The sequence below is a fragment of the Streptomyces sp. NPDC004539 genome, from assembly GCF_040610055.1.
GTDB lineage: Bacteria > Actinomycetota > Actinomycetes > Streptomycetales > Streptomycetaceae > Streptomyces.
Window position 1 is genome coordinate 78,130 of sequence record NZ_JBEXLS010000004.1, and the last position, 20,651, is coordinate 98,780.

Annotated in this window: 18 protein-coding genes; 13 read left to right on the forward strand and 5 right to left on the reverse strand. The window is 71.0% G+C overall.

Annotated features, from left to right (window positions below):
- Positions 1-583: 583 nt before the first annotated feature.
- Positions 584-1,009 carry a DUF3052 domain-containing protein gene (locus ABZX85_RS09850; protein WP_355864343.1) on the reverse strand — a complete coding sequence of 142 codons (426 nt, stop codon included), beginning with the start codon at positions 1,007-1,009 and terminating at the stop codon, positions 584-586.
- 399 nt (positions 1,010-1,408) lie between these two features.
- Between ABZX85_RS09850 and aceE the strand changes: the two genes are divergently transcribed.
- On the forward strand, positions 1,409-4,141 hold the full coding sequence (aceE, locus tag ABZX85_RS09855) for a pyruvate dehydrogenase (acetyl-transferring), homodimeric type (protein WP_355864345.1): 2,733 nt from the start codon (positions 1,409-1,411) through the stop codon (positions 4,139-4,141).
- A gap of 219 nt (positions 4,142-4,360) precedes the next feature.
- On the opposite strand, the gene ABZX85_RS09860 is transcribed toward aceE, so the two are convergent.
- Entirely contained in the window at positions 4,361-5,980 is a 1,620-nt protein-coding gene (locus ABZX85_RS09860; RefSeq protein WP_355864347.1) for an MFS transporter, read from the reverse strand.
- A gap of 66 nt (positions 5,981-6,046) precedes the next feature.
- Here ABZX85_RS09860 and ABZX85_RS09865 point away from each other — a divergent pair, with 66 nt between their 5' ends.
- The 3 genes from ABZX85_RS09865 (at position 6,047) to ABZX85_RS09875 (ending at position 8,896) form a co-directional block, all read left to right on the forward strand.
- Complete coding sequence (locus tag ABZX85_RS09865; protein WP_355864349.1) at positions 6,047-6,673, forward strand: TetR family transcriptional regulator; 627 nt, start codon at positions 6,047-6,049, stop codon at positions 6,671-6,673.
- A gap of 92 nt (positions 6,674-6,765) precedes the next feature.
- Positions 6,766-7,983 carry an alpha/beta hydrolase gene (locus ABZX85_RS09870; RefSeq protein WP_355864351.1) on the forward strand — a complete coding sequence of 406 codons (1,218 nt, stop codon included), beginning with the start codon at positions 6,766-6,768 and terminating at the stop codon, positions 7,981-7,983.
- A 67-nt stretch (positions 7,984-8,050) separates the two neighbouring features.
- Positions 8,051-8,896: a DUF4429 domain-containing protein gene (locus ABZX85_RS09875; protein ID WP_355864353.1), complete on the forward strand. Its 846-nt coding sequence runs from the start codon at positions 8,051-8,053 to the stop codon at positions 8,894-8,896.
- Between the two features lie 43 nt (positions 8,897-8,939).
- Here ABZX85_RS09875 and ABZX85_RS09880 read toward each other — a convergent pair whose 3' ends face one another.
- A complete protein-coding gene (locus ABZX85_RS09880; RefSeq protein ID WP_355864355.1) occupies positions 8,940-9,389 on the reverse strand; it encodes a MerR family transcriptional regulator in 450 nt (149 codons plus the stop codon).
- 74 nt (positions 9,390-9,463) lie between these two features.
- Here ABZX85_RS09880 and ABZX85_RS09885 point away from each other — a divergent pair, with 74 nt between their 5' ends.
- Together ABZX85_RS09885 and ABZX85_RS09890 are read left to right on the forward strand one after the other, a co-directional pair.
- Positions 9,464-10,288: a serine hydrolase domain-containing protein gene (locus ABZX85_RS09885; RefSeq protein WP_355864357.1), complete on the forward strand. Its 825-nt coding sequence runs from the start codon at positions 9,464-9,466 to the stop codon at positions 10,286-10,288.
- A 69-nt stretch (positions 10,289-10,357) separates the two neighbouring features.
- Positions 10,358-12,034 (forward strand): protein kinase, encoded by a 1,677-nt coding sequence (locus ABZX85_RS09890; RefSeq protein WP_355864359.1) that lies wholly within the window; start codon positions 10,358-10,360, stop codon positions 12,032-12,034.
- Here ABZX85_RS09890 and ABZX85_RS09895 read toward each other — a convergent pair.
- A complete protein-coding gene (locus ABZX85_RS09895; RefSeq protein ID WP_355864361.1) occupies positions 12,031-12,687 on the reverse strand; it encodes a pirin family protein in 657 nt (218 codons plus the stop codon). The two genes, ABZX85_RS09890 and ABZX85_RS09895, sit on opposite strands and share 4 nt — an antisense overlap.
- 60 nt (positions 12,688-12,747) lie before the next feature.
- Between ABZX85_RS09895 and ABZX85_RS09900 the strand changes: the two genes are divergently transcribed.
- The 5 genes from ABZX85_RS09900 (at position 12,748) to fabF (ending at position 17,670) form a co-directional block, all read left to right on the forward strand.
- Positions 12,748-13,950 carry a helix-turn-helix domain-containing protein gene (locus tag ABZX85_RS09900; RefSeq protein ID WP_355864363.1) on the forward strand — a complete coding sequence of 401 codons (1,203 nt, stop codon included), beginning with the start codon at positions 12,748-12,750 and terminating at the stop codon, positions 13,948-13,950.
- 89 nt (positions 13,951-14,039) lie between these two features.
- Positions 14,040-14,954, forward strand: a complete 915-nt coding sequence (locus ABZX85_RS09905) for an ACP S-malonyltransferase (RefSeq protein WP_355864365.1) — start codon at positions 14,040-14,042, stop codon at positions 14,952-14,954.
- A gap of 12 nt (positions 14,955-14,966) precedes the next feature.
- Positions 14,967-15,968, forward strand: a complete 1,002-nt coding sequence (locus tag ABZX85_RS09910; protein ID WP_355864367.1) for a ketoacyl-ACP synthase III — start codon at positions 14,967-14,969, stop codon at positions 15,966-15,968.
- Between the two features lie 88 nt (positions 15,969-16,056).
- Entirely contained in the window at positions 16,057-16,305 is a 249-nt protein-coding gene (locus tag ABZX85_RS09915; RefSeq protein ID WP_355864369.1) for an acyl carrier protein, read from the forward strand.
- A gap of 93 nt (positions 16,306-16,398) precedes the next feature.
- Positions 16,399-17,670 (forward strand): beta-ketoacyl-ACP synthase II, encoded by a 1,272-nt coding sequence (gene fabF, locus ABZX85_RS09920; protein ID WP_355864371.1) that lies wholly within the window; start codon positions 16,399-16,401, stop codon positions 17,668-17,670.
- Positions 17,671-17,768: 98 nt separating this feature from the next.
- On the opposite strand, the gene ABZX85_RS09925 is transcribed toward fabF, so the two are convergent.
- On the reverse strand, positions 17,769-18,263 hold the full coding sequence (locus tag ABZX85_RS09925) for a DUF3145 domain-containing protein (RefSeq protein WP_355864373.1): 495 nt from the start codon (positions 18,261-18,263) through the stop codon (positions 17,769-17,771).
- A 313-nt stretch (positions 18,264-18,576) separates the two neighbouring features.
- Here ABZX85_RS09925 and ABZX85_RS09930 point away from each other — a divergent pair, with 313 nt between their 5' ends.
- Together ABZX85_RS09930 and ABZX85_RS09935 are read left to right on the forward strand one after the other, a co-directional pair.
- Positions 18,577-19,461: an SGNH/GDSL hydrolase family protein gene (locus ABZX85_RS09930; protein WP_355864375.1), complete on the forward strand. Its 885-nt coding sequence runs from the start codon at positions 18,577-18,579 to the stop codon at positions 19,459-19,461.
- Between the two features lie 33 nt (positions 19,462-19,494).
- Complete coding sequence (locus ABZX85_RS09935; protein WP_355864377.1) at positions 19,495-20,469, forward strand: aldose epimerase family protein; 975 nt, start codon at positions 19,495-19,497, stop codon at positions 20,467-20,469.
- Positions 20,470-20,651: the final 182 nt, after the last annotated feature.

Sequence of the window (20,651 nt, forward strand, 5' to 3'; positions counted from 1 at the left end):
CCGGTGAGCGGGCCGGGGTGCCTTCCAATACCTCGGCCGGACTACGGGGCCCCGTAACAAGCCGAGGCGAGGCGACGCGGCCCCCGGCGATTGCCGGGCTGGGCGGGGCCTGCGGCTGTCCCGCTGGGCGTGGGGGTGAGAGATCAAACCCGGTGGGTCTTCCTGCGGTCTCACGAGACGCAGGGCGCCGCGCGATGCTGGGCCGAGCGGGGGCGTGCGGCTGTTCGGGCGGGCGGGGCGTGAGATCGAGACCGGTGGGTGTTCTGGGGGCTCGCGGGGCGCCGCGCGTTGCCGGGCCGAGCGAGGGCGTGCGGCTGTCCGGGCAGGCAGGGGCCTGAGGTCGAACCCGGTGGGTGTTCCTGGGAGCTCGCGGGGCACAGGGCGCCGTGCGATGCCGGGCTGCGGGGCCAGGGTCGCCGGGACGGGATAGCGCGGTGCGGGGCGCCGGAGTGGCCGATGTGGGGCACACCGGGAAGATGCGGTGCGGAGCACCGGGGCGGCCGGTGTGGGGCCGAAAAGGCGCCCGGGTGCGGCTGGTTTTGAGGAGGGCCGTACCCGGGCGCCTTCGTGCTGCTGGGAAGCGTTACCGCTTCGCGGCCTTGGGGCTCAGCAGGCGGGTGCCGACCCAGTCCTTGCCGGCGCTGACGCTCTTGGTCTGCGAGAGACCGGCCGTCTGGGCCGCGTCGTTGATGTCGCTGGGCTCGATGTAGCCGTCCCGCCCGGTCTTCGGGGTGAGGAGCAGGATCGAACCGTCCTCCTCAAGGAGCCCAAGGGCGTCGACCAGGGCGTCCGTCAGGTCGCCGTCGTCGTCACGGAACCACAGGACGACGGCGTCAGCCACATCGTCGTAGTCCTCGTCCACCAGCTCACTGCCGACGGTCTCCTCGATGGACTCACGGAGGTCCTGGTCTACGTCCTCGTCGTAGCCGATCTCCTGGACCACCTGGGCGGGCTGGAAACCCAGCCGCACGGCCAGGCTCGTCTCCGCGTGGTCCGCGGTCGCGCTCACGGTCTGCCTCCTGATCATGTTCTTTCGATGACAACTCGGCCACGCGTACGCGCGTGGTGTTGGCCGTAGTCCACACGGGCGGGGCGGATCGCGCAAGTACCCGGCGGTTCGGACCGCCTAAACGGTGACGATCCGGGCCGTGTCGCCGCAACTCCAGGCACGGATTCCCTGTCCAAAGTGACACACGCCACACCTTTCTGCCCTGTTTGCGCGTTTGAAAATCGCCGACTCGCAGAAGGGGACCGTTACCCCGGTGTACACCCCATGGGTTACCAAACGGTAGAGATGACGTTTGACGCCCCGAGGTACACGATGGGCAGCGGTGCAGCAGGCATACCGAAAAGCGGCTCCCAGGGCCTCCCCAGCCCCTCGGCAGCCCTCCGACAGGTAAGGAACAGCGTGGCTTCCGGATCAGATCGCAATCCGATCATCATTGGCGGCCTTCCGAGTCAGGTTCCTGACTTCGACCCCGAGGAGACCCAGGAGTGGCTCGACTCGCTCGACGCCGCCGTCGACGAGCGCGGCCGTGAACGCGCCCGCTACCTGATGCTCCGCCTGATCGAGCGGGCCCGCGAGAAGCGCGTGGCCGTCCCCGAGATGCGCAGCTCGGACTACGTCAACACGATCCCCACCAAGAGCGAGCCGTTCTTCCCGGGCAACGAGGAGATCGAGCGCCGTATCCTCAACGCGACCCGCTGGAACGCCGCGGTGATGGTCTCCCGCGCCCAGCGCCCCGGGATCGGCGTCGGCGGCCACATCGCGACGTTCGCGTCCTCCGCGTCCCTGTACGACGTCGGCTTCAACCACTTCTTCCGCGGCAAGGACGAGGGCGACGGCGGCGACCAGGTCTTCTTCCAGGGCCACGCCTCCCCCGGCATCTACGCCCGCGCCTTTCTCCTCGACCGCCTCTCCGAGCAGCACTTGGACGCGTTCCGCCAGGAGAAGTCCCGCGCCCCGTACGGGCTTTCCTCGTACCCGCACCCGCGCCTGATGCCGGACTTCTGGGAGTTCCCGACCGTCTCGATGGGCCTCGGCCCGATCGGCGCGATCTACCAGGCCCGCATGAACCGCTACATGCACGCCCGCGACATCGCCGACACCTCGAAGTCGCACGTCTGGGCGTTCCTCGGCGACGGCGAGATGGACGAGCCGGAGTCGCTCGGCCAGTTGACGATCGCCGCCCGCGAGGGCCTCGACAACCTGACCTTCGTCGTCAACTGCAACCTCCAGCGCCTCGACGGCCCGGTGCGCGGCAACGGCAAGGTGATCCAGGAGCTGGAGTCCGTCTTCCGGGGCGCCGGCTGGAACGTCATCAAGCTGATCTGGGACCGCAGTTGGGACCCGCTGCTCGCGCAGGACCGCGACGGCATCCTCGTCAACCGGATGAACACGACGCCGGACGGCCAGTACCAGACGTACGCCACCGAGTCGGGCGCCTACATCCGCAACCACTTCTTCGGCGACGACCAGCGGCTGCGCGCGATGGTCGAGGGCATGACCGACGACCAGATCCTGCACCTCGGGCGCGGCGGCCACGACCACAAGAAGATCTACGCGGCGTTCAAGGCGGCCGTCGAGCACAAGGGCCAGCCGACGGTCATCCTCGCGAAGACCGTCAAGGGCTGGACGCTCGGCCCGAACTTCGAGGGCCGCAACGCCACGCACCAGATGAAGAAGCTGACGGTCGCCGACCTGAAGGGCTTCCGCGACCGCCTCCATCTCCCCATCTCCGACCAGCAGTTGGAGTCCGGCCTGCCGCCGTACTACCACCCGGGCCGGGACTCGGAGGAGATCCAGTACATGCACGACCGCCGCAACTCGCTCGGCGGTTACGTCCCCACCCGCGTCGTACGCGCGAAGCCCCTCGCGCTGCCGGACGACAAGGTGTACGCGAGTGTGAAGAAGGGTTCCGGCCAGCAGTCCATCGCCACGACCATGGCGTTCGTCCGGCTGCTCAAGGACCTCATGCGGGACAAGGAGTTGGGCCGCCGCTTCGTCCTGATCGCGCCCGACGAGTACCGCACGTTCGGCATGGACTCCTTCTTCCCGAGCGCGAAGATCTACAACCCGCTCGGCCAGCAGTACGAGTCCGTGGACCGTGAACTCCTGCTCGCCTACAAGGAGTCGCCGACCGGCCAGATGCTCCACGACGGCATCTCGGAGGCGGGCTGCACCGCGTCCCTGATCGCGGCGGGCTCGGCGTACGCGACGCACGGCGAACCGCTCATCCCGGTCTACGTGTTCTACTCGATGTTCGGTTTCCAGCGCACCGGCGACCAGTTCTGGCAGATGGCGGACCAGCTCGCCCGCGGCTTCGTCCTCGGCGCCACGGCCGGCCGCACCACGCTGACCGGCGAGGGCCTCCAGCACGCCGACGGCCACTCGCAGTTGCTGGCCTCGACGAACCCCGGCTGCGTCGCCTACGACCCCGCGTACGGGTACGAGATCGCGCACATCGTCCAGGACGGCCTGCGGCGCATGTACGGCCCCGACAGCGAGGACGTCTTCTACTACCTCACCGTCTACAACGAGCCCCTCCAGCACCCGGCGGAGCCCGAGGACGTCGACGTCGAGGGCATCCTCAAGGGCGTCCACAAGGTGTCGGCGGGTACGGCGGGTTCGACGCCGGCCCAGATCCTGGCCTCCGGGGTGGCGGTCCCCTGGGCTCTGGAAGCGCAGCGGGTCCTCGCCGAGGAGTGGAACGTCCGGGCGGACGTCTGGTCGGCGACCTCCTGGAACGAGCTGCGCCGCGAGGCCGTCGAGGTGGAGCGGCACAACCTCCTGCACCCCGAGGAGGACCAGAAGGTGCCGTACGTCACCCGTAAACTCGGCGGTTCCCAGGGGCCGTTCGTCGCGGTCTCCGACTGGATGCGGGCCGTCCCCGACCAGATCTCCCGCTGGGTCCCGGGCACCTACCAGTCCCTCGGCGCCGACGGCTTCGGCTTCGCGGACACCCGGGGCGCGGCCCGCCGCTTCTTCCACATCGACGCCCAGTCGATCGTCCTCGCCGTCCTCACGGAACTCGCGAAGGAGGGCAAGGTCGACCGCTCGGCCCTGAAGCAGGCGATCGACCGCTACCAGCTCCTGGACGTGTCGGCGGCCGACCCCGGCGCGGCCGGGGGCGACGCGTAACCCTCGCCGGCAGGGCGCCGGGGAAGCCCGTCCGTTCCCCGGCGCCCCCAGGACCGCGGCGCGCTATCCCCCTCCGGCAGCGCGCCGCAGCCCTGGGCATGACCCACTGTGACGTGCCCGGGGAAGGCTTCGCGAGGAACCTTTAGCGAAGTCACCCTGATTGGGGAATTCGGTTGACGTTGCGTCAGTTTCGTTGACCGGGGGCGAGTTGATGGGGTGTCAGATGTGGACGCCCCCTCCGGCGGCGTCGGCGTTCGCGCCCCGCTTCGTCAGCAGCGCGACCAGGACCGCGAAGACGGCCACCCCCGTGGCCACCAGGGACGCCAGGCTCATCCCCGCGATGAACGTGTCGTGCGCGACGTCGGCGATCTTCGCGGCGACCGCGTCGGGCGTCCCCGGCGCCACCGGAGCCGCCCCGACCTGCACCGCCTCGGACGCCTGGTCGAGCTGGGCCGGCGTCATGTCGGGCAGGCCCGCCGCCTTCCAGTTGGCCGGGAGCGCGCTGTCGACCTTGGAGGCCATCACCGCGCCGAGGACGGCCGTACCGAGGCTGCCGCCGATCTGCATGGCGGCCTGCTGGAGGCCGCCGGCGACGCCGGAGAGCTCCATGGGCGCGTTGCCGACGATGACCTCGGTCGCGCCGACCATGACCGGCGCGAGGCCGAGCCCGAGGAGGGCGAACCAGACGGACATGGCGAGGCTGCCGGTGTCGGTGTCGAGCGTGGAGACGCCGTACATCGCGATCGCCGTGCAGGCCATGCCTCCGGCCAGCGGGACCCGGGGCCCGAACCGCGTGATCATCGCGCCCGCGAGGGGTGAGCCGACGATCATCATCCCGGTGAGCGGGAGGAGGTGCAGACCCGCGTCGATCGGGCTGAGACCGTGGACGTTCTGGAGGTAGAACGTCACGAAGAAGAGGCCGCCCATGAAGGCGATGGCCATGAGGACCATGAGGACGACACCGGCGGAGAGCGGCACCGAGCGGAAGAGGCCGAGCGGGATCAGCGGCTCCTTCACCTTCGTCTCCCAGTAGGCGAACGCCCCGAAGCCCGCCACCGCGACCGCGAGGAACGTCCAGGTCAGGCCGCCTCCCCAGCCCCACTCGGGCGCCTTGATGAGGGCCCAGACGAGACAGAACATCGCGCCGGAGAGCAGGCCGATGCCGGGGAGGTCGAAGGAGCGCGGGGCGTTCTCTGCGCGATGGTCCAGGAGGATCATCACCCCCAGGACGACGGCCACGACGCCGACAGGGACGTTGATGAAGAACACCGACTGCCAGCTGACGTGCTCGACGAGGACCCCGCCGAGGATCGGCCCGCCCGCGGTGGACGCCCCGATGACCATGCCCCAGATGCCGATCGCCATGTTCAGCTTCTCGGCGGGGAACGTCGCCCGCAGCAGGCCGAGCGCGGCCGGCATCAGCAGCGCGCCGAACAGGCCCTGGAGGACCCGGAAGACGACGACCGCGGAGACGCTGGAGGAGAGGCCGATCGCGCCGGAGGCGAGGGCGAAACCGGCCACGCCTATCAGGAACGTCTGGCGGTGGCCGAAGCGGTCGCCGAGTTTGCCGGCGGTGATGAGGGAGACCGCGAGGGCGAGGAAGTAGCCGTTGGTGATCCACTGGACCTGCGCGAACGTCGCGCCGAGGTCTTTCTGGATGGCCGGGTTGGCGATGGCCACGATGGTGCCGTCGAGGGCGACCATCATGACCCCGACGGCGACGGTGATCAGCGTGAACCAGGGATGGCCGCGCAGTCCGGCGCCGGACGGCCGGTCCGCCGGCGCCGACGGCGCCCCGTCCCCGTGACCCGCCGTTTCGAGGGTGGTCTGACTAGTCATGAGTTCCACGCTAGTGACAGCCACTGACAATTGACGAACCAATTCACAAGCTGGTGACTGACACATATGCGCACACTCCGCGAACGCAAGAAGCAACACACGAGAGACGCCCTGGCCAGAGCCGCCCTCACGCTCTTCACGGCGCAGGGCTACGAGCGCACGACCGTCGACGAGATCGTCGCCGCCGTGGACGTCTCGCAGCGCACCTTCTTCCGCTACTTCGCGAGCAAGGAGGAGGTCGCCCTCTTCACCCCCCGCATCGCCGAGGACCACTTCGTCGAGTGCCTGCGTGAACGCCCGCCCCACGAGCCCCCGTTCGAGGCGATGAGCCGCGCCCTGCGGGAGAGCCTCGGGACGATGGACGAGGCGATCGAGAGCGTCGTACCGATGGAGCTGTACGTGCACGGCTACCGGACGATCGAGGAGACGCCCGCGCTGTTCGCCGCGCATCTGCGGCGCTCGGCGGAGCTGGAGGAGCTGGTCGCGGGGATCGTCGCCGGGCGGGAGGGCGTCGACCTGGCCACGGACCCCCGGCCGCGGCTGGTGGTCGCGCTGTTCAGCGGGGTGATCCGGGTCGCCGAGCGGGGCTGGGGCGACGACGCGGGGATGGACCTGGCGCGGATGCGGGAGCGGACCGCGCGCTACCTCGACGAGGTGGGTCCGGCGCTCCTCGGGAGCTGGCGCGACAGCTGATCGAACCGTTGCCCACGGCCCCTTTTATCGAAACGTGATCCCTGTCACTGAAGGCCCCCGAGACCCTTCCGTTCTCCTAGTGTGTCCTCCCAGTGACTTCCTTCGACCCCTCTCCCCAGCTCGGCGTCTGGCGCGCACTGCTCGCGCTGGCCGTCGTGTTCGTGATGCTGTCGACGACCGGCTGGACGGCCCTGCGCCCCCAGCGCTCCGACAGCGCGCTCGAAGCCTCCGTCGCCGCCTGGCGGCACGGCTTCGTCGACGGCCGGCTCCTCCCGGACCCCGACCAGGCCCCGGCGAGACTGGCCCGCTTCTTCGCCGCGCTCACCGCTCCCCAGCGCAACATCCTGGCCCACACCTACCCGCTCGCCGTCGGCAACATGAACGGCGCCCCGGTCAGGCTGCGCTACCGCGCCAACCGCATCGCGCTCACCCAGGCCGCCGCCGTCGAGCGGGCCCGCACGCACGACGGGCGGCTCAGCGAGGACGGCCAGCGCGAGGCGGGCCGCCGGATGCACCGCTTCGAGGCGATGGCGGGCGGCGGCCGGCAGATCCTCGCCTTCGACCCCGAGGGCAGCGGCCGGGCCGCCGAGGTCTTCGGCGACCTGACGACCGCCGCGCGGATCTCCGTCATCGTCCCCGGTGTCGACACCGACGTCCTCACCTTCGAGAAGACGGGCCGCAGATACACCGCCCCGGTCGGCATGGCCCAGGCCCTGTACGACGCGGAGCGCGCCGTCAGCCCCCGCACCGGCACCGCCGTCATCGCCTGGGCCGACTACACGGCCCCCGCCGGGCTCGGCATCGAGTCGGCGACCGCGATGCGCGCCGAGGACGGCGCCGTACGCCTCAACGCGCTGCTGCGGGCGCTGCCCGGGAAGGCGCCGGTGTCGCTGTTCTGCCACAGCTACGGCTCCGTCGTCTGCGGGGTCGCGGCGCACGGGATGCCCCGGCGGGTGGCCGACATAGCGGTCGCCGGGAGCCCCGGGATGCGCGTGGAGAAGGCGTCCCACCTGCACACCTCCGCCCGGGTGTGGGCGATGCGGGACGCGGACGACTGGATTCAGGACGTGCCGTACCTGGAGCTCGGCGGGCTCGGGCACGGCGAGGACCCCGTCTCGGCGGAGTTCGGGGCGCGCCGGCTCTCCGCGAAGCTCGCGCACGGCCACGGCGGGTACTTCGAGCCCGGCACGGACAGCCTGCGCAACTTCGCCGAGATCGGGACTGGCGCATACCACTCGGTGCGGTGCGCCGACGATGACGAGACCTGCCGGGCGGATTTGTCCGGCACTACCACGGCCGGACGCGCGTAGAAACAGCAGGAACTGCGGTACGCGCGGGGAGGGGACGAAGATGCGGGTCCCGCATACGATGAGCCGCATGGGTGATGTACTGGCCGGTTCGCATGCCGCCTGGGAGTTCGGGTCCGACTCCGTGCTCATCCGCTACGAACGGGGGATGCGGGCGCCGAAGCTGTTCTCGGCGCTCGGGGAGCGCCGGGTCCCCCTCGCGGCGGTCGAGGGCGTGTCGCTGGCCCCCGGCAAGCGCGGGACGGTCGTCCTGCGGCTCGAACTGCGTGAGGGTGCCGACCCGCTGCTCGCCGCGGCCGACGGCCAGCTCAAGGAGGGTTCCGACCCCTACCGGCTCGTCCTGCCCGCCGAGCGGGACGCGCTCGCGGAGTACTACGCCGAGGAGGTCCGGGGGCTGCTGACCCGGTCGGGCCCGGCGGAACGGTTCCTCGTGGAGGCCCCGGAGGTGCCGCTCTCCTTCAAGGCGTACGACGCGAAGGCGTCCTTCGACGGCAGCAGCGTCCGGTTCCGCTGGTTCTGGACCGGCGCGTCCTCCGCGAAGTGGAAGGCGGGCGACCAGAACTTCGCGGTCTCCGAGCTGACCGGTGTGGAGTGGCGCTCGCCGGAGGTGTTCGAGGGGCATCTGCGGCTGGTGCGGGGAGAGACGCCGTCCGCCGTGGCGCAGCCCGACCAGGACCCCGCGGCCGTCGTCTTCGGCCTCGGCTACGGCCCCGTCCACGAGTCGCTGCCCTTCGCCGCCGCCGTCCTCGCGGCCGTGCGCGGGCAGAAGGGGGCGGCCGTCCTGTCCGCCCAGGCCCGCCGCGACCCCGCCGACGTCGTCGAGCGCATCCGGCACCTCGGGGAGCTGCACGAGGCGGGGCTCGTGACGGACGAGGAGTTCTCGGCGAAGAAGGCGGAGCTGCTGGCCGAGCTGTAGGCGGGGCTGAGACGGAGCTGCGGCACCCGTGCCCCCGCCCCGCCTACGCCGAGTAGTACTGGATCTTCCGGTTCAGTACCGCCAGCGTGCCGTTCAGTTCCGTGATGCGCGCCTGGACGTCCCTGCGCGTCGACTCCAGCAGTTCCCGGCGCTCACCGAACGTGCTCTCGCCCTCCCGTGCCAGCTCCGCGTACCTGACCATGTCGGCCACCGGCATGCCCGTGAGGCGCAGCTTGCTCACGAAGTCCAGCCAGTCCAGGTCGCGGTTGCAGTACCGCCGCTGGCCGGTGTGCGAGCGGTCCACGTGGTCCAGCAGCCCGATCCGCTCGTACCAGCGCAGCGTGTGCGCCGTCAGCCCGGTGAGCGCCACCACCTCGCTGATCGTGTAGCTGTCCTTCCCCTCCGGACGGGGATGGGGCGGCGGCGGAGCTGCGCAGACGTCGGTGGGGGAGGGTGTTTCGAGGGTCAGGGGCGAGGTCTGCATCACCGTCATGTACCCACGCTATGACCTTGGAGTGGGCTCGAAGCAAGCGCAAACGGTAAGAATGGCGAAGGTAGGCTCACGGCATGTCGCTGAGCAGCCTCCACCAGATCGAGAACTGGCCGGTCCCCACCGCCGCGGCGGGTGTCGTCCGTGCCGACGGCGTCGTCCTCGGCACCCACGGTCCGGCCGGCCACCGCTTCCCCCTCGCCTCGGTGACCAAGCCGCTCGCCGCGTACGCCGCGCTCGTCGCGTACGAGGAGGGGGCGATCGACCTCGACGAGCCGGCGGGGCCGCCCGGCGCCACCGTCCGCCAGCTCCTCGCCCACACCTCCGGCCTCGCCTTCGACGAGCACCGGGTGATGGCCCCGCCCGGCGACCGGCGGCTCTACTCGAACGCCGGTTTCGAGCAGCTCGGCGACCACATCGCGAAGGCGACGGACATCCCGTTCCCGGAGTACCTCCGGCAGGCGGTGCTGGAGCCGCTCGGGATGACGGACACGACCTTGGACGGCTCCCCCGCGAAGGACGCCACCTCCACCGTCGCCGACCTCCTCCGCTTCGCGGCCGAGGTCCAGATCCCCCGACTCCTCGACCCCCGCACGGTGTTGGAGGCCATGACGGTCCAGTTCCCCGGCACCAAGGGCGTGTTGCGGGGCTACGGCCACCAGAACCCCAACGACTGGGGTCTCGGCTTCGAGATCCGGGACGCCAAGTCCCCGCACTGGACCGGGAGTTCCTCCTCCCCGCGGACCTTCGGCCACTTCGGCCAGTCCGGCACCTTCCTGTGGATCGACCCGGACGCGGGCGCCGCCTGCGTCGCCCTGACCGACCGCGATTTCGGCCCCTGGGCGGTCGAGGTGTGGCCGGCGTTCACGGACGGGGTGCTGGCCCAACTCCGGTCCGCCTGAGGGGCGCTGACCCGAACAGACCCTCGGATAACCTCGTCACTCACAGGACTCGGTGATCTCGGGGGAGCGATGGGCGCGGGGCAACAGGACGGCCGGTTCGGGGAGTTGGGGGACGGGGACCCCGAGGTGGTGGGGCCGTACCGGCTGTCGGCGCGGCTGGGGGCCGGAGGGATGGGGGCCGTCTACCTGTCGCACACACCTGGCGGGCATCCGGTCGCGGTGAAGACCGTGCGGCCCGAGCTCGCCGAGAACCCGGAGTTCCGGCGGCGGTTCCGGCAGGAGGTGGAGGCGGCCCAGCGGGTGCAGGGGTTCTACACCGCGCCGGTGCTGGACCACGACGTGGAGAGCGAGCGGCCCTGGCTGGTCACCGCCTATGTCGCGGGGCCGAGTCTCGCGGAGGCCGTCGGGCGGCACGGCCCCCTTCCGCTGCCGTCCGTCCTGCTGCTGCTCGCCGGTATCGCGGAGGCGCTCTCCGCGATCCACGGCGCCGACGTCGTGCACCGGGACCTCAAGCCGTCGAACGTGCTGCTCGCGGCGGACGGCCCGAGGGTCATCGACTTCGGCATCGCCCGCGCCTCGGACGCGACGGCCCTGACGGGCACCGGCGTCTCCCCCGGCACCCCCGCGTTCATGTCCCCGGAACAGGCGGCGGGCAAGCCGGTGACCCCGGCGTCGGACGTCTTCTCCCTGGGCCAGATCGCGGTGTTCGCGGCGACGGGGAAGGGCGCGTACGGCGACGGCTCGGCGCACGCGCTGCTGTACCGCGTCGTCCACCAGACGCCCGACCTCACCGGGCTGCCTCCGGAGCTGGCGTTCATCGCGAGGTGCCTGGACAAGGAGCCGGGGAACCGGCCCACCCCGGCGGAGGTGATCGCCCTCTGCCAGCAGGCGTCCCCCGCTCCCCTGCGCCAGTCCGGCGACTGGCTCCCGGCGGCGGTCGGCGCGGACATCCCCACGGCGATGCCGGAACCGCACGGCCGGCCCGCCGGCCCGGGTGCGCAGACCCCCGTACCCCACCGCACCCCGGCCGCCCACCCCGCGTACAACCCGCCGCCCCTCGCCTACACCCCCACGCACTTCGCCCAGCCCCCGGGCCACGCCCACGCCCAGGCCCCCACCCAGTTTCCGGCCCACGCCCCCGCTCCCCGCCCTTCCTGGCGCCCGCCCCACCCCCCTCCCCCGCCGCGCCGCAACAGGCTCTGGCGCGGCGTCGCGATAGCCGCCGCCGTCGTCGTCCCCGTCGCCTTCTGGGCCTCGGAGCTGATCCTGAACCTCGACGACGGGTCGGAACCGGACGGGGACCGCGTCGGCACGGAGGCCACCGCCCCCTCCCGGACCACGGACCCGGCCCCCGCGTCCTACCCGAACATCGAGATCCCCCTCGACTTCTTCATCCGCTTCACGGACACCCCGCCGAAGCCCATGAACGACGGCGGCTCCACCCGCAACGGCGAGGACTCCGACTTCTACTTCTTCCAGGGCAACGACAGCGAGCTGATCGGCAGCGTCGGCCGCAAGGTCGTCGTGCTGGACGCGAAACAGCAGGGCACCCTTCGGACCTGCCTGGAGGAGACCCGCTTCACCCGGGAACTGCCGCTGCCCCAGGTCGCCGTCGGCACCAGGATGTGCGTGCGGTCGAAGGCCGGTCACATCGCCCTGATCACCTACAAGGGACGCTCACCGGAGTCGGACCTGAGCCGCTACGTCACGGTCGACGTCGCCGTCTGGAAGAACGCCGGGGGCTAGCCGCCCATCTCCCACATCAGCACCTCCGCCGCCCCGCCGACGGCGACCAGCTCCGACTCCCCCTCGCCGGTGATGCGGAGGGCGTCCCCGGCCGCCAACTCCACGTCGCCCGAACGCACTTCGCCGCGCACGACGTGGACGTACCCGAGTTTCGCCTCCGGCACGGCGGTGCGTTCGCCGGGGGACAGGCGGCGGACGTGGAGCATGGCGCCCGCGCCGACGACGGCGTAGGGCGTCGAGTCGGCGATGCCCCGGACGGTCTCGTAGGAGGGCTCGCCGCCGGGTTCGAGGGGGGCCAGCCACATCTGGAGGAAGACCAGGGGGACGGCGGCGTCGTTGCGCTCGACGTGGCGGACGCCGCCTGCGGCGGAGAGGCGCTGGACGTCCCCGGGGCGGACGACCGTCTCGTGCCCGGCGGAGTCGCGGTGGGTCAGCTCGCCGGAGATCACCCAGGTGACGATCTCGGTGTGGGAGTGGGGGTGTTCGTCGAATCCGGCGCCGGGTTCGAGCCGCTCCTCGTTGCAGGCGATGAGCGCGCCGAAGCGGAGGTTGTCGGGGTCGTAGTACGACCCGAAGGAAAAAGAGTGCAAAGTCTCGATGCCCCGTCCGGCATCGCCGCCCCGGTACCGCGAGTCCCCGCGCCGCACGTCCATCACCCCACCAAGGTATCCCCACGCCTCACCGACCCGCCCGGATGAGGCACCCTTGTTTCCGTGCCCGAACCGAGACCCACCACCCCCCCGCCCGCCGCTCCGGCCCACCCGCACCCCGCCACGCTGAAGCGGCTGGAGAAGTCGTCCGGATCGCTGGCCGCGCAGGCCATCACGAGGATGGACGAGAGCCTGCCGTGGTACCGGGCGATGCCCCCGGAGAACCGTTCCTGGATCGGCCTGGTCGCCCAGGCGGGCATCGCGGCGTTCACCGAGTGGTTCCGGCGTCCCGACGCCCCGCAGGCGATCTCGACGGACGTCTTCGGCACCGCCCCGAGAGAGCTGACCCGGGCGATCACGCTGCGGCAGACCGTCGAGATGGTCCGTACGACGATCGAGGTCATGGAGTCCGCGATCGACGAGGTGGCCGCGCCGGGCGACGAGGCGGTGCTGCGGGAGGCGCTCCTCGTGTACGCGCGGGAGATCGCGTTCGCGACCGCGCAGGTGTACGCCCAGGCCGCCGAGGCACGGGGTGCCTGGGACGCGCGGCTGGAGTCGCTCGTCGTGAACGCGGTGCTGAGCGGCGAGGCCGACGAGGGGGCCGTGTCCCGGGCGGCGGCGCTGGGCTGGAACGCCCCGGAGCACGTGTGCGTGGTGCTCGGCACGGCTCCGGACGGTGACTCGGAGCTGACGGTCGAGGCGATCCGGCGAGCCTCACGGCACTCCAAACTCCAGGTCCTGACCGGCGTGTTGGGGACCCGTCTCGTCGTCATCGCGGGCGGCAGCGACAACCCGATCGCCGTCGCCAAGTCACTGATCGGCCCGTTCGCGGCGGGTCCGGTGGTCGCGGGGCCGATCGTCCCGGACCTGCTGACGGCGACCCGGTCCGCGCAGGCGGCGGCGGCCGGGCTGAAGGCGTGTTCGGCCTGGCAGGACGCTCCGCGGCCGGTCCTGGCGGACGATTTGCTCCCGGAACGAGCCATCGCGGGCGATCCCACCGCGCGCGGTCAGTTGGTGGAGGAGATCTACAGACCGCTGGAAGAGGCCGGTTCCGCACTGCTGGAAACACTCTCCGTATATCTGGAACAGGCCAGCAGTCTCGAAGGCGCGGCCCGCATGCTCTTCGTCCATCCGAACACCGTGCGCTACCGGCTGCGACGTGTGACTGACGTCACCGGATGGTCACCCTCCGATGTACGCTCGGCCTTTACTCTGCGGATCGCGCTGATCCTGGGGCGCCTGGCCGACGGAGATCCCCAGACCTAGGCTTTTGTCGGGGGTCCACAAAACCCCCTGCTGTTCTTCGTCCCTGTCCCCACGGGCGGCCGTGCCCGTACCCAAGAGAGAGTGTGAGAGTGCTCGTACTCGTCGCTCCCGGCCAGGGCGCCCAGACGCCCGGCTTCCTGACCCCCTGGCTCGACCTCCCCGGTGTCTCCGACCAGCTCGCCGCCTGGTCCGAGGTCATCGGGCTCGACCTGGTGCACTACGGCACGAACGCCGACGCGGACGAGATCCGTGACACCTCCGTCGCCCAGCCGCTGCTGGTCGCGGCCGGGATCGTCTCCGGCGCGGCACTCGGTGCCATCACGCCGGGCGCGGTCGCCGGGCACAGCGTCGGTGAGCTGACCGCCGCCGCGTGGGCCGGTGTCCTGACCCCCGAGAACGCGCTGTCCCTCGTCCGCAAGCGCGGTCTGGCGATGGCCGAGGCCGCCGCCGTGACGCGGACCGGGATGGCGGCGCTGCTCGGGGGCGACCCCGAGACGACCGTCCCGCATCTGGAGAAGCTGGGGCTGACCCCGGCGAACATCAACGGCGCGGGCCAGATCGTCGCCGCCGGTACCGCCGAGCAGCTCGCGGCGCTGGCCGAGGACAAGCCTGAAGGCGTCCGCAAGGTCGTCGCCCTGAAGGTCGCCGGCGCCTTCCACACGCATCACATGGCCCCGGCGGTGTCGGTGCTGGAGGAGGCCGCCGCCGGTCTCACCCCGGCCGACCCCGAGGTCACCTACGTCTCCAACAAGGACGGCGAGGCCGTCGCGACCGGCGCCGAGGTGCTTCAGCGTCTCGTCGGCCAGGTCGCGAACCCGGTCCGCTGGGACCTGTGCATGGAGACGTTCCGCGCGCTGGGCGCCACCGCGATCATCGAGGCCGCGCCCGGCGGCACCCTCGTCGGCCTCGCCAAGCGCGCCCTGCCCGACGTACCGAGACTGGCCCTGAAGACCCCCGACGACCTCGACGCGGCCCGCGAGCTGATCGCGGAACACGGCGCCTGAGAGGAGATCCCGATGGCGAAGATCAAGCCCGGCAAGGGTCATCCGTACGCGCGCATCCTCGGGGTGGGCGGCTACCGGCCGGTCCGGGTCGTCCCCAACGACGTCATCCTGGAGACGATCGACTCGTCCGACGAGTGGATTCGCTCCCGGTCCGGCATCGAGACCCGGCACTGGGCGAGCGACGAGGAGACCGTCGCCGCGATGTCGGTGGAGGCGTCCGGCAAGGCGATCGCGGACGCGGGCATCACCGCCGAGCAGATCGGCGCGGTCGTCGTCTCGACCGTCTCGCACTTCAAGCAGACCCCGGCAGTCGCGACGGAGATCGCCGACAAGCTGGGCACGGACAAGGCCGCCGCGTTCGACATCTCGGCGGGCTGCGCGGGCTTCGGCTACGGCCTGACCCTCGCCAAGGGCATGATCGTCGACGGCAGCGCCGAATACGTGCTGGTCATCGGCGTGGAGCGGCTCTCCGACCTGACCGACCTGGAGGACCGCGCGACGGCCTTCCTGTTCGGTGACGGCGCCGGAGCGGTCGTCGTCGGCCCCGCGAAGGAGCCGGCGATCGGCCCGACGGTGTGGGGCTCGGAGGGCGACAAGTCCGAGACGATCAAGCAGACGGTGCCGTGGACGGACTACCGCGACGGCACGGTCGACAAGTTCCCCGCCATCACGCAGGAGGGTCAGGCGGTATTCCGCTGGGCCGTCTTCGAGATGGCCAAGGTCGCCCAGCAGGCGCTGGACGCGGCCGGCATCACAGCGGACGACCTCGACGTCTTCATTCCCCACCAGGCCAACGAGCGGATCATCGACTCGATGGTGAAGACGTTGAAGCTGCCGGAGCACGTCACGGTCGCGCGTGACGTACGCACCACCGGCAACACCTCGGCCGCCTCGATCCCGCTCGCGATGGAGCGGCTCCTGGCGACCGGGGAGGCGAAGAGCGGCGACACGGCGCTCGTCATCGGTTTCGGGGCGGGTCTCGTGTACGCGGCGACGGTCGTTACCCTCCCCTAGGCACTCCGTTGCCGGATCACGCGATCATGCGCCTGGCCACGGTAAGCAGCACAGCCAACCCTCTGGAAAGAAAAGAAGGAGCGCCACCATGGCCGCCACTCAGGAAGAGATCGTCGAAGGTCTCGCGGAGATCGTGAACGAGATCGCCGGCATCCCGGTTGAGGACGTCCAGCTGGACAAGTCCTTCACCGACGACCTGGACGTCGACTCGCTGTCCATGGTCGAGGTCGTCGTCGCCGCCGAAGAGCGCTTCGACGTCAAGATCCCGGACGAGGACGTCAAGAACCTCAAGACCGTCGGTGACGCGACCGAGTACATCCTCAAGAACCAGGGCTGACCTTCCCTGGGCTCTGAGCCTGTGGGGTGACTGCCCCGCCACCCGGCGGTGGCGCCGTTCCCATCCTCGAAATTCCGTAGGAGAGAAATTCCCGTGAACTCGACCAATCGCACCGTGGTCGTCACCGGTATCGGCGCAACCACACCGCTGGGTGGCGACGCAGCCTCGACCTGGGAGGGTCTGATCGCCGGCCGGTCCGGCGCGGGCCCGCTGACCCAGGAGTGGGCGGCCGACCAGGCCGTCCGGATCGCGGCCCAGATCGCCGTGGACCCCTCCGAGGTCCTCCCCCGTCCGCAGGCCCGCAAGCTGGACCGCTCGGCGCAGTTCGCGCTGATCGCGGCCCAGGAAGCCTGGAAGGACGCCGGTTTCACCGCGCGCGCCGGTGAGGACACCTCCATCAACCCCGACCGGCTCGGCGCGGTCATCGCCTCCGGCATCGGCGGCGTGACGACCCTGCTCGACCAGTACGACGTGCTGAAGGAGAAGGGCGTACGCCGCGTCTCCCCGCACACCGTCCCCATGCTCATGCCGAACGGCCCCTCGGCCAACGTCGGCCTGTACGTCGGCGCGCGCGCCGGCGTCCACACCCCGGTCTCCGCCTGCGCCTCGGGCGCGGAGGCGATCGGCTACGCGATCGAGATGATCCGCACCGGCCGTGCGGACGTCGTCGTCGCGGGCGGCACGGAGGCGGCGATCCACCCGCTGCCGATCGCCGCGTTCGGCAACATGATGGCGATGTCCAAGAACAACGACGACCCGCAGGGCGCGTCCCGTCCGTACGACAAGGCGCGCGACGGCTTCGTCCTCGGCGAGGGCGCGGGCGTGATCGTCCTGGAGTCCGCCGAGCACGCGGCGGCGCGCGGCGCGCGTGTCTACGCGGAGGCCGTCGGGCAGGGCATCTCGGCCGACGCGCACGACATCGTGCAGCCGGAGCCGGAGGGCCGTGGCATCGCCGCCGCGCTCAACCACCTGATGGCCAGCACGGATCTGGACCCGGCGGAGATCGTGCACGTCAACGCGCACGCGACCTCCACCCCGGCGGGTGACATCGCGGAACTGAAGGCGCTGCGCAAGGTGTTCGGCGACCATGCCGACCACTTCGCGGTCTCCGCGACGAAGTCCATGACCGGTCACCTCCTCGGCGGCGCCGGTGGCGTGGAGTCGGTCGCGACCGTCCTCGCGCTGTACCACCGGGTCGCCCCGCCGACCATCAACGTCGACAACCTCGACCCGGAGGCGGAGGCCAGCGCGGACGTCGTCCTCGGCGAGGCCCGCAAGCTGCCCGTCGAGGGCCGTATCGCCGCGCTGAACGATTCGTTCGGGTTCGGTGGGCACAACGTGGTGCTGGCGTTCCGTTCGGTCTGAGAAGGCCGCGTACGACGCTGAAGGGCCCGACCTCATCGAGGTCGGGCCCTTCTGGTGTGCCGGGGTTCGGTGTACCGGGGTTGCGTGTCGCGGTGTGATTACACGACTTGGTGCAGCCAGCGCACCGGCGCGCCCTCACCGGCGTACCGGAACGGCTCCAACTCGTCGTCCCACGGCTTGCCGAGGAGTTTCGTGATCTCGGCCTCGATGTCCGTCTCCCCGCGCTGGGAGCGCAACAGGGCGGCGCGCAGCCGGTCCTCGGGGATCAGGATGTCGCCGTGGATGCCGGTGACGGCGTGGAAGATGCCCAGGTCGGGGGTGCAGCTGTAGCGCTCGCCCTCGGCGGTGGCGCAGGGTTCGGCGGTCACCTCGAAGCGGAGCATCTGCCAACCCCGCAGCGCGGAGGCGAGCTTGGAGGCGGTGCCGGCCTGGCCCTTGAAGGAGAACTCGGAGCGCCAGGTTCCGGGCGCGGCGGGCTGCCTGATCCAGTCGAGGTTGACGCGCGTACCGAGCACCCCGGCGATGGCCCACTCGACGTGCGGGCACAGCGCGCGCGGCGCGGAGTGCACGTACAGAACTCCACGTGTCGTCACCGGGACCTCCGGGCAGAGCGGGACATCTTGCAGGGCTGGCTGAGCGGCGGCGTCGGGGCAGCCACGTTGATGGCGAGGCTACCGTGCGACGGGGTGCGGAGTGTGACGTACGGTCGGTCCAGATGCCCCGAAAGGCCCGCCATTCACTCGGCAGGACGCCTGTGCGGGTGGGGAACGTTCCGTGGATCACGTCTGGAAACGGCAAGGATTTGTCCTGAAGACGGTTCGGGAACCGGGAGCGGTCCGGGAACTCGGGTGCGTTGTACAGGGTGATGGGGGTTTGCGGCCGGACGACCGAAGGGGCCAGTCGAGCATGGTGACGACGCGAGGGCGGGGCGTGTTCGCCGGGGTGATGGCGGGGCTGTCGCTGACGGTCGCGGGGTGCACGGGCGCGGACGGGAGTCTTCCGGCTCCCTCGGCGACCCGCGCGGCGGTGAAGCCGTCGCCCCCGGTGTGGAACGTGAAACCGGCCTCGCTGGCGGCCGTGGGGGACTCCATCACGCGCGGGTTCGACGCGTGCGGGGTCCTCCAGGACTGTCCGGAGGTGTCGTGGGCGACGGGTGAAAGCACGGAGGTCGACTCGCTCGCCGTCCGGCTGCTGGGGCCCGTGAAGGCGACGACGCACAGCTGGAACTACGCCAGGACCGGTGCGCTGATGGCGGATCTGCCGGGTCAGATGGCGCAGGCGGGGACGCGGAAGCCGGAGCTGGTGACGGTGATGGCGGGGGCGAACGACGCCTGCCGGGACTCGGTCGCGGAGATGACGCCGGTCGCGGCGTTCCGTACGTCCTTCGAGCAGTCGATGGCCGCGCTGCGCTCGCTGGCGCCCAAGTCGCAGGTGTACGTGGCGAGTGTGCCGGATCTCAAGCGGCTCTGGTCCGAGGGGCGGACGAGCCCGCTGGGCAAGGTCGTCTGGAAGCTGGGGATATGCCCGTCGATGCTGGCCGACGCGGACTCGCAGGACCAGGCGGCGACCACCCGGCGGGACTCGGTGCAGGAGCGGGTGCGGGAGTACAACTCGGTGCTGAAAGAGGTGTGCGCGAAGGATCTGCGGTGCCGGTTCGACGGTGGGGCGGTGTACGACTTCCAGTTCGGGACGAAGCAGTTGAGCCGGTGGGACTGGTTCCATCCGAGCACGGACGGGCAGGCGCGGCTGGCGGAGATCGCGTACGCCAAGGTCACGGCGCCGGGGGCGTGAGGAGAGTGGTACCCGTGTCTTAGGGTTTCGCTCATGAGCGAACACTTCGGCACACTTTCCGACGGCACCCCGGTGCACCGCTGGACCCTGGAGCGGGCCGGTACGCGGGTGCGTGTCCTGTCGTACGGCGGGATCGTGCAGTCCGTCGAGGTCCCGGACCGGGACGGGCGGACGGCCGACGTGGTGCTGGGGTTCGCCGAGCTGGCGGGCTACCTCGACCATCCGGAGCCGTTCCTGGGCGCGTTGATCGGCCGGTACGCGAACCGCATCGCGGACGCGCGCTTCACGCTGGACGGCCGGACGTACGAACTGGCGCCCAACAACGCCCCCAACTCCCTGCACGGCGGCCCGCTGGGCTTCGACAAGGTCGTGTGGGACGTCGAGGAGACCGGTCCGCACGCCGTCCGGCTGAGCCGGGTCTCGCCGGACGGCGAGGAGGGCTTCCCGGGGCGTCTGGAGGTCTCCGTGACGTACGCGCTCGACGCGTCCGGCGCGCTGCGGATCGCGTACGAGGCGACGACGGACGCGCCGACGGTCGTGAACCTCACGAACCACAGCTACTTCAACCTCGCGGGCTCCTCCGTGGCGACCGACCACGAACTCCGCGTCGCCGCCTCGCGGTACACCCCGGTCGACGACACCCTCATCCCCGTGGGCGAGCCGGCCGACGTCTCCGGTTCGCGGTTCGACCTCCGTACGTCCCGGAAGGCGGGCGGCGGGTACGACCACAACTTCGTGCTGGACAAGGGGGTGACGGCCGGGCCCGAGGAGGTCGCCGAGCTGCACGATCCGGCGTCGGGGCGGGTGCTGACGGTGTCGACCACCGAACCCGGGCTCCAGGTCTACACCGCCGACCATCTCTCGGCGCCGTTCTCGCCCTGCGCGGGGATCGCGCTGGAGACGCAGCACTTCCCGGACTCGCCGAACCGGCCGGACTTCCCGTCGACGGTGCTGCGGCCGGGCGAGGTGTACCGGTCGGAGACGGTGTACGGGTTCTCCGCGCGGTAGACGGCTGGTTCACCGGGGTTTCGTCGGGGGTGTGGGTGAACCCCGGTCCAGGGGTCAGGGTCCCGGACCGGGGTGGCTCCCAAGGGGCGGACCCCGTACCGGCACGCTATCCGGTGTGCGGGGATCTCGCCGTCCCCCGGCGATCTACCCCCCTGGATTCCGAACGAACCCTTCACAAGTCC